Annotated in this window: 13 protein-coding genes and 1 tRNA gene; 5 read left to right on the forward strand and 9 right to left on the reverse strand. The window is 60.7% G+C overall.

The features are described 5' to 3' along the window. The first annotated feature begins 90 nt into the window (after nucleotides 1-90). Nucleotides 91-1,932 (forward strand): RNA polymerase sigma factor RpoD, encoded by a 1,842-nt coding sequence (gene rpoD / locus IT763_RS20165; RefSeq protein WP_206194956.1) that lies wholly within the window; start codon nucleotides 91-93, stop codon nucleotides 1,930-1,932. A gap of 55 nt (nucleotides 1,933-1,987) precedes the next feature. On the opposite strand, the gene IT763_RS20170 is transcribed toward rpoD, so the two are convergent. Both IT763_RS20170 and mug read right to left on the reverse strand, forming a co-directional pair. Then, nucleotides 1,988-2,440, reverse strand: coding sequence for an ester cyclase (locus IT763_RS20170; RefSeq protein ID WP_371811597.1), 453 nt, complete (start codon nucleotides 2,438-2,440; stop codon nucleotides 1,988-1,990). A gap of 17 nt (nucleotides 2,441-2,457) precedes the next feature. Beyond that, nucleotides 2,458-2,946 carry a G/U mismatch-specific DNA glycosylase gene (gene mug / locus IT763_RS20175; RefSeq protein WP_016930160.1) on the reverse strand — a complete coding sequence of 163 codons (489 nt, stop codon included), beginning with the start codon at nucleotides 2,944-2,946 and terminating at the stop codon, nucleotides 2,458-2,460. A 146-nt stretch (nucleotides 2,947-3,092) separates the two neighbouring features. On the opposite strand from mug, the gene IT763_RS20180 reads away from it, so the two are divergent. Then, nucleotides 3,093-3,168: transfer RNA gene (locus IT763_RS20180), tRNA-Ile, on the forward strand. A 106-nt stretch (nucleotides 3,169-3,274) separates the two neighbouring features. Here IT763_RS20180 and IT763_RS20185 read toward each other — a convergent pair. The 3 genes from IT763_RS20185 to IT763_RS20195 form a co-directional block, all read right to left on the reverse strand. Further along, nucleotides 3,275-3,496 carry a hypothetical protein gene (locus tag IT763_RS20185; RefSeq protein WP_206194957.1) on the reverse strand — a complete coding sequence of 74 codons (222 nt, stop codon included), beginning with the start codon at nucleotides 3,494-3,496 and terminating at the stop codon, nucleotides 3,275-3,277. A gap of 265 nt (nucleotides 3,497-3,761) precedes the next feature. Beyond that, nucleotides 3,762-4,049, reverse strand: coding sequence for a hypothetical protein (locus tag IT763_RS20190; protein ID WP_164052767.1), 288 nt, complete (start codon nucleotides 4,047-4,049; stop codon nucleotides 3,762-3,764). 18 nt (nucleotides 4,050-4,067) lie between these two features. Next, nucleotides 4,068-4,397 (reverse strand): hypothetical protein, encoded by a 330-nt coding sequence (locus IT763_RS20195; RefSeq protein WP_164052769.1) that lies wholly within the window; start codon nucleotides 4,395-4,397, stop codon nucleotides 4,068-4,070. Nucleotides 4,398-4,572: 175 nt separating this feature from the next. Here IT763_RS20195 and IT763_RS20200 point away from each other — a divergent pair, with 175 nt between their 5' ends. Continuing rightward, nucleotides 4,573-5,013 (forward strand): aminoglycoside N-acetyltransferase AAC(6')-Ial, encoded by a 441-nt coding sequence (locus IT763_RS20200; protein WP_016930164.1) that lies wholly within the window; start codon nucleotides 4,573-4,575, stop codon nucleotides 5,011-5,013. Here the strand turns inward: IT763_RS20200 and IT763_RS20205 are convergent, their stop codons facing one another. Further along, on the reverse strand, nucleotides 5,014-5,730 hold the full coding sequence (locus IT763_RS20205; protein WP_206194958.1) for an HPP family protein: 717 nt from the start codon (nucleotides 5,728-5,730) through the stop codon (nucleotides 5,014-5,016). Nucleotides 5,731-5,902: 172 nt separating this feature from the next. On the opposite strand from IT763_RS20205, the gene yfcF reads away from it, so the two are divergent. After that, on the forward strand, nucleotides 5,903-6,538 hold the full coding sequence (gene yfcF, locus IT763_RS20210) for a glutathione transferase (RefSeq protein WP_004937171.1): 636 nt from the start codon (nucleotides 5,903-5,905) through the stop codon (nucleotides 6,536-6,538). Nucleotides 6,539-6,611: 73 nt separating this feature from the next. Here the strand turns inward: yfcF and IT763_RS20215 are convergent, their stop codons facing one another. The 3 genes from IT763_RS20215 to IT763_RS20225 are packed head-to-tail and all read right to left on the reverse strand — an operon-like array spanning nucleotide 6,612 to nucleotide 10,644. Then, complete coding sequence (locus IT763_RS20215) at nucleotides 6,612-7,853, reverse strand: amino acid permease (RefSeq protein WP_049299883.1); 1,242 nt, start codon at nucleotides 7,851-7,853, stop codon at nucleotides 6,612-6,614. A 58-nt stretch (nucleotides 7,854-7,911) separates the two neighbouring features. Beyond that, nucleotides 7,912-9,366 (reverse strand): NAD-dependent succinate-semialdehyde dehydrogenase, encoded by a 1,455-nt coding sequence (locus tag IT763_RS20220; protein WP_004937166.1) that lies wholly within the window; start codon nucleotides 9,364-9,366, stop codon nucleotides 7,912-7,914. A gap of 12 nt (nucleotides 9,367-9,378) precedes the next feature. Then, nucleotides 9,379-10,644 (reverse strand): 4-aminobutyrate--2-oxoglutarate transaminase, encoded by a 1,266-nt coding sequence (locus tag IT763_RS20225; RefSeq protein ID WP_206194959.1) that lies wholly within the window; start codon nucleotides 10,642-10,644, stop codon nucleotides 9,379-9,381. A gap of 121 nt (nucleotides 10,645-10,765) precedes the next feature. Here IT763_RS20225 and IT763_RS20230 point away from each other — a divergent pair, with 121 nt between their 5' ends. After that, nucleotides 10,766-12,238 carry a PLP-dependent aminotransferase family protein gene (locus IT763_RS20230; protein WP_206194960.1) on the forward strand — a complete coding sequence of 491 codons (1,473 nt, stop codon included), beginning with the start codon at nucleotides 10,766-10,768 and terminating at the stop codon, nucleotides 12,236-12,238. The last annotated feature ends 15 nt before the right edge of the window (nucleotides 12,239-12,253 follow it).

Raw genomic sequence — 12,253 nt, forward strand, 5'->3', positions numbered from 1 at the left:
GCGGCGATAACGAAAACGCCCCAAATGCTATTGTTGGCGGTTTCGCCGACCGACACCAACCTAAATACTCTGAAGTGTGGATACCGTCTTATGGAGCAAAACCCGCAGTCACAGCTGAAGCTACTTGTCACCCGTGGTAAGGAGCAAGGCTATCTGACCTATGCTGAGGTCAATGACCATCTGCCGGAAGATATCGTCGACTCCGATCAGATCGAAGACATCATCCAGATGATTAACGACATGGGCATCCAGGTGATGGAAGAAGCACCGGACGCCGATGACCTGCTGCTCGCCGAAAACTCGAACAGCACGGACGAAGATGCGGAAGAAGCCGCCGCACAGGTTCTGTCCAGCGTGGAATCCGAAATCGGCCGCACCACCGACCCGGTGCGCATGTACATGCGCGAAATGGGCACCGTCGAACTGCTGACGCGCGAAGGCGAAATCGACATCGCCAAGCGCATCGAAGACGGCATCAACCAGGTACAGTGCTCGGTTGCCGAATACCCGGAAGCCATCACCTACCTGCTTGAGCAGTACGATCGCGTCGAAGCGGGTGAAGCGCGCCTGTCCGATCTGATCACCGGCTTCGTCGATCCTAACGCGGAAGAGGACATCGCCCCCACCGCGACCCACATCGGTTCTGAACTGTCGAGCGAAGAGCAAGACGACGACGAAGAAGATGAAGACGACGAAGACGACGACACCGAAGACGATAACAGCATCGATCCTGAGCTGGCGCGTCAGAAGTTCGCCGAGTTGCGCGATCAGTATGAAGCGACGCGTTTGGTGATCAAGAAAAACGGCCGCAGCCACGCCAGCGCCGCGGACGAGATCCTGAAGCTGTCTGAAGTGTTCAAGCAGTTCCGCCTGGTGCCGAAACAGTTCGACTTCCTGGTCAACAGCATGCGCACCATGATGGACCGCGTTCGCACCCAGGAACGCATCATCATGAAGCTGTGCGTTGAACAGTGCAAAATGCCGAAGAAAAACTTCGTCACCCTGTTCGCCGGCAACGAAACCAGCGATTCCTGGTTTGAAGCCGCGCTGGCGATGGCCAAGCCATGGTCGGAAAAGCTGAAAGACGTTGCTGAAGACGTGCAGCGCAGCCTGCAGAAACTGCGTCAGATCGAAGAAGAGACCGGCCTGACCATCGAGCAGGTCAAAGACATCAACCGTCGCATGTCGATCGGTGAAGCGAAAGCCCGCCGTGCGAAGAAAGAGATGGTTGAGGCCAACCTGCGTCTGGTTATTTCTATCGCCAAGAAATACACCAACCGCGGCCTGCAGTTCCTGGATCTGATCCAGGAAGGCAACATCGGCCTGATGAAAGCGGTAGACAAGTTCGAATACCGCCGCGGCTACAAGTTCTCGACGTACGCCACCTGGTGGATCCGTCAGGCTATCACCCGCTCCATCGCCGACCAGGCGCGCACCATCCGTATTCCGGTGCATATGATTGAGACCATCAACAAGCTCAACCGTATTTCGCGCCAGATGCTGCAAGAGATGGGCCGCGAGCCGACGCAGGAAGAGCTGGCCGAGCGCATGCTGATGCCGGAAGACAAGATCCGCAAAGTGCTGAAGATCGCCAAAGAGCCAATCTCGATGGAAACGCCGATCGGCGACGACGAAGATTCGCATCTGGGCGACTTCATCGAGGATACCACCCTCGAGCTGCCGCTGGATTCCGCGACCTCGGAAAGCCTGCGTTCCGCCACCCACGACGTGCTGGCCGGCCTGACCGCGCGCGAAGCGAAAGTGCTGCGCATGCGTTTCGGCATCGACATGAACACCGATCACACGCTGGAAGAGGTAGGCAAGCAGTTTGACGTTACCCGTGAGCGTATTCGTCAGATCGAAGCCAAGGCGCTGCGCAAGCTGCGTCACCCTAGCCGCTCCGAAGTGCTGCGCAGCTTCCTGGACGACTAAGTCCGGCTGCCGCACCCAAAACAAAAACCCCGGCCTGCCGGGGTTTTTTTATGCCTCAGAACATGCCGTTGCCGCTGGCAGTTTTCTCCGGCACCGGCTGCGTCACGTCCCAGTGTTCAACGATCTTTCCGGCGCTGTCCAGACGGAAGATATCGACGATCGCCGCGGTTTTACCGGCCTCGCGCCCGCTGACTTCCACATGCAAAATCACGAAGTCGCCGTCGACGAACGCCTGTTTAACTTCACGGTGCGAGTTGGGGTAGCGCGTTTTCAGCAGCTCGACAAATTGACGAAAACCCGCCACGCCGTCTTTGGCATTGGGGTTATGCTGTTTGTATTGTTCGCCCAAAAACGGCCGCGCCGCCGCAAAATCCTTGTTGTTCAGCCCCTGCCGATAAAACTCCAGCACGTTCTGCTTGTTGCGCGCTTCCTGGGGCGAATGCCCCGCCTGTGCGGCGCCGGTCACCAACAGCAGCGCCATCAAACAGCCTTTCATCATCGATGTCATCGCACACTCCCCTTATCTCATTGCAGCGCCAGGAACAGCTCGCGATAGCTGGCGGTCAGTTGTTCCAGCGTGGCGCGATTCAATCCGCTGGGGTTGGGCAATACCCAGACCTCGGTTTCTCCCAGCATCATCGTCTGCTTGCCCCAGGGCGCGTTTTTCACCCCGAAGGCGGTGGTGAACGCCTGCTTGCCCAAGATCGCCAGCGCGCGCGGCTGATAGCGCAGGATCTTCTCTTGCAGCGCCTCACCGCCGCTGCGCAACTCGTCGCGCGACAGCTCGCTGGCCGCCACCGTCGGGCGCGCCACCAGCGCGGTAATGCCGCAGCCGTTGTCCTTCAGCTGCTGCCACTGCTCCGGCGCCAGCTGGCTCTCGGTAAAGCCGGCCTGATGGATCACCTTCCAGAAGCGGTTGCTGCCGTTGGCAAAAGGATAGCCCTGATGGGCGGAAGAGAGGCCGGGGTTGATGCCGCAAAACACCACCCGCAGATTGGGCGCCAGAAGTTCCATGAGTATCGTGAGTCCATTGCAGGGATTTACTGCGGTTATCGCAAAATCCGCCAGCAATTACAACAGGCTAGAACTGCGCAGAAAAGCAACATACGGGCGGGTAACAGTAGACCGATGCTTAAGGATTCCCTATAATCTCGCGGCTTGGCCCCTTAGCTCAGTGGTTAGAGCAGGCGACTCATAATCGCTTGGTCGTTGGTTCAAACCCAACAGGGGCCACCAAATTTTAGCTCTAAAATCATATAAAAAAGCCACTTTTCTCGAAGTGGCTTTTTTATTTCTTGCTCACAGTGGCGGCAAAATGGCGGCGGTATGCCAACACTCTCAGCTATCTTTCCCTTCTTAACCAGCCTATAGCCAGACTTACCAGGAAGCCGGCAAAGAAGATCGCGACAGCCGCAGCGATATATTTCCACCACTCATCAAACCAGAACAAGGCAACAAATGCCGCTATAGAGAACAGGCCAATGACTATGGACTCAGCCAAGTCAGCAGTTTGTCGGCCAACAAATTTAACGAACTTCACAAGAAAGGATTTTAGCCAGTTCATTGATTTTATTACTTAACGATAGGAAGTCATCATCACTTAACCATTAGTTAAAATCCAACCGCTGGCTTTTGATTGATCTATCCGCTATCGGTCGCCTCTCACAAGGCTACACAAAGCAATAGTGACAAACACCAGTAACAGGAATATTGCCGCGCTCAGAATTCGTTGCCACCATTCGTCGAACCAGAACAGTGAGCCAAACGCAGCGACAGAAAATATCCCGCCCAAAATCGCTTCCACAAGGTGCGACAATCCTTTACCGAGCTTACTGCCCCAAGACTTTAGATAGCTCATGATTCACACCTTCACAGAACATTTTCGATTTGCTGGTATAGGCAACAAAGGGTTCAAGATACTCCTCCGCCAGAAAGTAGATCATGTCCAAATTTCGTGGCGTGAGCTTATGGTACGTTGAGGGATATTGTTCCCGCAAACGACGCGAAGAAACGGCGGCCTGTTCAATAATTCCTTGTAAAAGAATGATGTTTAGCCCAGCAATGGTGACACCTTTGAATACCCATTTGAAAAGTGTGCTGCCGATAACCTTTTTCAAAATATGGTGTGTGATTTGCTAAACCAGAATGAACTGCGTCCCCATACGTCCTGTAAGATAACCCTCTACATGGTTTAATTTTTGGCTTAGCACGGTTTGTGTTTGCAGATCCATCCGCTGATAGCAGTCACGGATAATCACCGCTATCAGCTCACGTAGCGGGGCTTCGATACCATAGCCGGCACGAACGACCTTGATGAACCGTTCCGTTTCGATTTCATTGCGGCGCTTAAGCTCTCGACCGCCGAGCCCTGCTCCCTGCCATGTCCTACGAGCACTATAGGCAATGCCCCTTGGTAAAGACTCTATTCCCTCAAGAATTCCTTGAGCTACGGCTTTCGCATCCATAACAATCCCTTATCAGCGCCCTAGCCGTACCCTATACTAACTTCGCTTAAAATATCAACACCCCTTTCATCCTAATGAAGGGCGCCCCTCGGCATAATGGCTTTTTTGTTTCCCGCTGCCGTGCCACACTTCCCTCTCGGCATGCCTGATTTATTCCGACTCAAAAGGACCCCGCATGATCGTCAACTGCGACCACGACAACCTCGACGCCTGGCTGGCGCTGCGCTCAGCGCTGTGGCCCACTTGTCCGTTGGAAGAGCACCGCGCGGAGATGCGCGAAATATTGGCTTCGCCGCATCACACCGCGTTTATGGCCCGGGGGCTGGACGGCGCTTTCGTTGGCTTTGCCGAGGTCGCGCTGCGCCACGATTACGTCAACGGCTGCGAATCGTCGCCGGTGGCGTTTTTGGAAGGGATTTACACCGTCGAATGCGCCCGTCGACAGGGCTGGGCCGCGCACCTGATCGCGCAGGTGCAGGAGTGGGCGAAGCAACAGGGGTGCAGCGAGCTGGCGTCGGATACCGACATCGCCAACCTGGACTCCCAACGCCTGCATGCAGCGCTGGGCTTTGCCGAAACGGAACGGGTGGTGTTTTACCGCAAAACGCTGGGCTGATCAGGCAATCTTGCTTTGCCGCTGATGCGCCAGTTGCTCGGCGCGCAGCAGGATCTCCTGCAGATCGTCCTCGTCGATATCGAACAGATCCCCCTCCATCAGCGCCTCGTGCAGATCGGCGCGGGTAATGGAAACGGCATCGATCGGCAGATTGGCCGGTTTGGCCTCCGCCGGCGCCAGCGCGTGCGGGTAGCGCCGCCCGGCCAGGTTATTGAACAGAATGGCCACCGCCGCCAGCAGCACCGAGTTCAGCAGCACCGGGTACAACACAAAGTGGTAGCCCATCTGGTGAATGCCGGGGCCGCCGAGGATGGCGGTCAGCGCCACCGCGCCGCCGGGTGGATGCAGGCAGCGCAGCTTGAACATCAGGCCGATGGCCACTGCCGCCGCCGCGCCGCAGGCCAGGCCGGGATCGGGGATCAGAAGACCGGCGCTGACGCCCACCGTCGCCGCCAGCGCATTGCCGCCGACGATCGACCAGGGCTGCGCCAACGGGCTGTTGGGCACGCCGAACAGCAGCACCGCCGAAGCGCCCATCGGCGCGATAAACCCCAGGTTCACCTCGCCCAAAATAAAGTGGCTGATCCAGCCGGCGAGCATCAGCCCCAAACCGGCGCCGACGCTGGAAATCAGCATCTCTCGTTTGCCCACCGCCAGCGGGTGCGGCCACAGGCGCGCGCATCCCACTTTCACCCGTTCTATCCACTGCGTCTTCATGTTACCCAATACGGCTCAATTCACGTGTTGGCAACAAATATATCACATCATCCTGAAGGAACTCACGGCGCCGTAAACCGCGCCGCCCAAGAACTTTTAGGCTAACAGATTGATTTTTAGCCTCCCCTCAACAATGATGAATGTTCCCCCCCTTAACCCCGAGGAACCGCCGATGTCTCAACCGATCACCGAACTTTATACCGATAGTGAATTTTTCAGCCCGTACGCCATGTCCGCCTTTGTCGTGCTGACGGAAAAAGGCATTCCGTTCACCGTGAAGCCGGTGGATCTGGCGAAAGAAGAGAACAAAGAGGCGGCCTACGCGGCGCTGTCGCTCACTCGCCGGGTGCCGACGCTGGCGATCGGCGAATTCCAGCTCTCAGAGTCTTCGGCGATCGCCGAATACCTGGAAGACATCCACCCGGCCCACGCCGTGTACCCGCGCGACGTGAAGCTGCGCGCCAAGGCGCGCGAGATCCAGGCCTGGCTGCGCAGCGATCTGCTGCCGATCCGCGCCGAGCGTTCGACCGAGGTAGTGTTCAACAACGGCAAGTTCCCGCCGCTGTCCGAAGCCGCGCAGGAGGCCGCGCGCAAGCTGATCGCCGCCGTGGAAAAGCTGCTGAGCCACGGGCAGGATAATCTGTTCAGGGAGTGGTGCATCGCCGACACCGATCTGGCGCTGATGCTCAACCGGCTGGTGATGCACGGCGATCCGGTGCCGGAGCGCGTGCGCCACTATGCGCACAAGCAGTGGCAGCGCCCGTCGGTGCAGGCCTGGTTGGCGTTGTCGGAAAAACGGCGCGCCTGAGAAAAAAATCGGCGGCCACGACGCCGCCGTTCTCAATGCCGAGAAACAACATCACTGCTTGAGGGAAGGCAAATCACCATCCAGAGGGCAGATAGCCTAACAATGAAGCGATGGCGTACACCGCGCTGGCCAGGTACAGCAACACAATGCTGACCTGCAGCAGCGGGTGCGTGATCCAGTTGCACTGCCAGCGCGGGGTCTGGTCACCGTGTTTGCGCGCGCCGCGCAAGATCAGCATCGGCATGATCGACAGGATCACCCCGCTGAACACCCCGGCGAAGTAGAGCGCGTTGACGAACGACACCAGCCCGCTGTAAGCCAGCGCGAACGGCGGCACCACCACCAGCAGCAGCACGCCGAAACGGCGCAGCGGCAGCTCGTCGTTGCCCAGCCTAAACTTGTCGAAAATATTGGTCAGAAAACTGCCGCCCAACCCCCAGTACGAGGTCAGCATCGCGCACAGCGCGAAGATGTTGGCGGAGAAGAACGCCCACTGCCCCAGCGCCTGGCCCCAGGAAATGGTGGCCACATCGGAGATGTCATCCAGCCCGCTGAGCGCAATCACCGACATCGGCACCGCCGCCAGCAAAATGAAGGTCACGACCATGCCGACGATGATCGCCTTCGGCAGTTGTTCCGGCTTGTCGGCGAAGCCGCGCGCCATCTCCGGCACGATGTACTGCGCCGAGAAGCAGAACACCACCACGTTGAACACCGGCACCATATAGCGCCAGTCGCCGTCCAGCAGGTTGCGCATCTGGGTGGTGTCTTTCAGCAGCGTCGCCGCTACCAGCACGGTCAACATCACCACCATGCCGATGCTGATGAACTTTTCGCCGCGGCCGATCGCTTTCAAACCGAGGTACAGCACGCCGGCGGCGGGCACGAAGAACAGCAGGCTGCCCAGCGCCGGCGAGATGCCGAACAGCGATTGCAGCAGCTTGCCGCTGCCGGTCATGTAGGCGGTAAGCGCCCCGACGCTGTTGACGCACACCGAAGCGAACATCAGCCAGGCGCCCAGGCCGCCGACGTAGCGCTTCGCCAGCCCGCTCAGCTGCAGATGCGCGCGGGTGCGCAACGTAGATTCGGCAACGTACAGCATGGTGATGGTGGTCAGGCTCCCCACCAGCACCAGCCAAAACAGCAGCGGCAGGAAACCGGCCTTGCTGGAGGCGTAGGCGATGGAGAGCACCCCGGCGCCGATGTTGGTGCCGACGATCATCGCCACCCCTTCGAGGAAACTTAACGATTTGGCGGGTGCAGGTGCTCGCACCCCGGCGGCAAGCGCCGGAGAAACAGAGATATTATCAGACATGCATCATCCTTTATCGCCCGGCGACGCTGGCCGCCGGGATGGGTTAACGTCCTGACGCTCAACGGCTCACATCGATACACAGGTATTTCAGCTCCAAATATTCTTCTATCCCGTAGCGCGATCCTTCACGCCCGAGCCCTGACTGTTTCACGCCGCCGAACGGCGCCACTTCGTTGGAAATCAGCCCGGTGTTGATGCCGACCATGCCGTACTCCAGCGCTTCCGGCACGCGCCACTGGCGCGCGGCGTTCTGCGTGAACAGGTAGGCGGCCAGGCCGAATTCGGTGTCGTTGGCCATGGCGATGGCTTCCGCCTCGTCATGGAAGCGGAACAGCGGCGCCACCGGCCCGAAGGTCTCTTCTTTGGCGAAGCGCATCTTCTGCGTTACGCCGGTCACCACCGTCGGCTGGAAGAAGGTGCCGCCCAGCGCGTGCGGCTGGCCGCCGGTGGCGATCTGCGCCCCTTTGATCAGCGCGTCGTCGATATGGCTCTGCACCTTCGCTACCGCATCGCTGTCGATCAGCGGCCCCTGGGTGGTGCCTTCCTGGCTGCCGTCGCCGACTTTCAACTGCTCGACCGCCGCCACCAGTTTCTCCGCCAGCCGCTCGTAGATGCCGTCCTGCACGTAGATGCGGTTAGCGCACACGCAGGTCTGGCCGCTGTTGCGGAACTTGGAGGCCATGATGCCCGCCACCGCCGCGTCCAGATTGGCGTCGTCGAACACGATGACCGGCGCGTTACCGCCCAGCTCCAGCGACAGTTTCTTGATGCTCGGCGCGCACTGCGCCATCAGGATGCGGCCGACCTCGGTCGAGCCGGTAAAGCTCAGCTTGCGCACTACCGGACTGTCGCACAACACCTTGCCCACCTGTGCCGCTTCGCCGGTCACCACCTGCAACACGCCGGCGGGAATGCCGGCGTCCTGCGCCAGCTTGGCCAGCGCCAGTGCGGTCAGCGGCGTTTGCTCGGCCGGTTTGACGATGATGGCGCAACCGGCCGCCAGCGCCGGCGCCACCTTGCGGGTGATCATCGCCGCCGGGAAATTCCACGGGGTGATGGCCGCGCACACGCCGATCGGCTGCTTCACCACCACCAGGCGCTGCGAAGCCTGCGGCGCCTGCAATACCGCGCCGTCCACCCGCTTGGCCTCTTCGGCGAACCAGGTGATGAACGACGCGGCGTAGGCCACTTCGCCGCGCGCTTCCGCCAGCGATTTGCCCTGCTCGGCGGTCATCAGCTGCGCCAGATCTTCCTGCGCGGCCAGCACCTTGTCGGCCCAGGCCAACAGCAGCGCGGAACGCTGCTTGGCGGTCAGCTGTTTCCAGTCGTTTTGCGCCCGCTGCGCCGCCGCGATCGCCTGCTGGGTTTCCTCTTCGCTGACCAGCGGAATGCTGGCCAGCTCGGCGCCGGTGGCCGGGTTGATCACCGCTTCGCGCTTGCCGCTCAGGGCATCGCACCATTCGCCGTTGATCAGACACTGGCTGCGCAACAGCTCGGGATTGTTCAATTTCATGCCGTTCGCTCCTTAGTGGGCCAGCGCGCGGGACAGGATGCCCATCGCCTTGGTGAACTGATCGTCCGGAATGGTCAGCGGGTAGAGGAAGCGGATCACGTTGCCGTTCACACCGCAGCTCAGCAGCAGCAGCCCTTCCTCCATCGCCTTCTGCTGCACCTGACGGGTGATCTCCGCCGAAGGCTTGCCGGTAGCCGGATCGTTGAACTCCACCGCCACCATCGATCCCTGCGCGCGCACATCGGCGATCGCCGGGCTGGTTTTGCACGCCTGCTGCAACACTTCCACCAGGTGCTGCCCCAAGCGCTCGGCGCGCTGGCACAGCTGCTCTTCTTCAATCACGTCCAGCACCGCGTGCGCGGCGGCCACCGCCAGCGGGTTACCGGCATAGGTGCCGCCCAGCCCGCCCGGCGCCGGCGCGTCCATCACCTCGGCGCGGCCCGCCACCGCCGACAGCGGCATGCCGCCCGCCAGGCTTTTCGCCATGGTGATCAAATCGGGCTTAACGCTGTAGTGCTCCATGGCGAACAGCTTGCCGGTACGGGCGAAGCCGGTCTGCACTTCGTCGGCGATCAGCAGGATGCCGTGCTGGTCGCACAGCGCGCGCAGCGCCTGCATGAAATCGGCCGGCGCCACGTTGAAACCGCCCTCGCCCTGCACCGGCTCCAGCACAATGGCCGCCACCTGCTTGGGATCGATATCCGCTTTAAACAGGCGATCCAGGCTGTTCATCGCGTCTTCGGTGGTCACGCCGTACAGCGCGTTCGGGTACTGGCCGTGGAACACCGAGCCGGGGAATGGGCCAAAGCCCAGTTTGTAAGGCGCCACTTTGCCGGTCAGCGCCATGGTCATATAGGTGCGGCCGTGGAAGCCGCCGCCGAAGGTGATCAAGCCCGGACGGCCGGTGTAAGCGCGGGCAATCTTCACCGCGTTTTCCACCGCTTCCGCGCCGGTGGTGAAGAAAGCTGTTTTACACGGACCGGCGATCGGCGCGCGTTGGTTGATGCGCTCCGCCAACGAGACATAGCTTTCGTAAGGAACGATCTGATAGGCGGTGTGGGTGAAGGCCTGCAGCTGCTTTTCAATTGCGGCGATCACTTTCGGGTGGCGATGGCCGGTGTTCAGCACCGCAATCCCCGAGGCGAAGTCGATCACTTCCTTGCCTTCCACATCCCACAGCGTAGCGTTCTCTGCGCGCTCGGCGTAAAAGCCACACATCACGCCCACTCCGCGCGGGGTGGCGTCCTGACGGCGTTGGTTCAATTCTGCGTTTTTCATGCTGTTCTCTCCGGTCGGTGCCAGTTACACGTTTCGTTCACATTCGTGAAACAATGACGTTTATTTAAACAGGATGTGGCCCTATAATCGAGTGCCAGTTACGAATAATTGAGGGATCCAATTGCGCTCATTGAGTGGTGATCTGTTGCTGCAGCGCCTCGGCGAACAGCCCGATGACAAGCTGCACAAGCGGCTTTACAACGCGATCCGCACCAGCATTCTCGATGGCAGCCTGCCGCCCTCCAGCCGCCTGCCCGCCTCGCGCGATCTGGCGCAGGAGCTCAGCCTGTCACGCAACACCGTGTTAACCGTTTATGAACAACTGCTGGCGGAGGGCTACGTGTCGGCGCGCGCCGGCAGCGGCACCTTCGTCGCCGACACGGTGCCGGACAGCTGCCTGTCCACCGGCGGCGCTCCGGCGGACGGCAGCGGGCAACCGCGGCGCGTCGACCTGTCGGAGCGCGGCGCCACGCTGCTGCACCACGCCAGCGCCAGCCCCAAACAGTGGGGGGCGTTCATTCCCGGCGTCCCCGACGTCAACGCCTTTCCTCATCAGCTGTTCAGCAAGATCCAGGCGCGCCTCAGCCGCCGCCCGACGCCGCAGCGGCTGACCTACAGCAATCAGGGCGGCAGCCCGGAGCTGCAGCATGCGTTGGTGGAGTATTTACGGGTGGCGCGCTCGGTGCGCTGCTCGCCGGAACAGATCCTGATCACTGAAGGCATCCATCAGGCGATCGATCTGGTGACGCGCATGTTGTGCAATCCGGGGGATGATGCCTGGATCGAAGAGCCGGGCTATTGGGGGATCCGCAATATCCTGCGCATCAATGCGCTGAACATCTGCCCGCTGGCGGTGGACGAGGCCGGGCTGGTGCCGCCGGAGCAGCCAACGACGCCGCCCCGCCTGATTTTCGTCACCCCGTCGCACCAATATCCGCTCGGCTCGGTGATGAGCCTGGCGCGCCGCCAACGGCTGCTGGCGCTGGCGCGGAACGCCGGCGGCTGGATCGTCGAAGACGATTACGACAGCGAATTCCGCTTTTCCGGCCAACCGATCCCAGCGCTGCAGGGGCTGGAAGCCGATGCGCCGGTGATCTACATCGGCACCTTCAGCAAAACGCTCTACCCGGCGCTGCGTCTCGGCTATGTGGTATTGCCGCCGCCGCTGGTGCAGGCGCTGAAAACCGCCCACGCCGAGCTGTACCGCGGCGGGCACCTGCTGATCCAGAGCGCGCTGGCGGAGTTTATTCAGGCGGGGCACTACACGGCGCATATCCGTCGCATGCGACTGCTGTACGCCCGGCGGCGCGCCTTCCTGACCGGATTGATCGAACGGCACCTCGGCAAACAGGCGCTCAGCGAGTTCAACAGCAACGCCGGATTGCACCTGATCCTCAACCTGCCGGACGAGGCCGACGACGTGGCGATCGCCGCCGCCGCCGGCGCGCAAGGGGTGCTGGTGAGGCCGCTGTCGCGCTACTACATGCTGCCCAACCGCCGGCGCGGCCTGCTGATGGGCTTTGCCTGCGTGCCGGAAGAGCAAATGGCCGCCGCCTTCACCCAACTGCTGGCGTGCATCAACGCCCCGCACTAAGTCAGCGCGCCGCCC

The sequence above is a fragment of the Serratia sp. CMO1 genome (assembly GCF_015689115.1).
GTDB classification, from domain to species: Bacteria; Pseudomonadota; Gammaproteobacteria; order Enterobacterales; family Enterobacteriaceae; genus Serratia; species Serratia marcescens.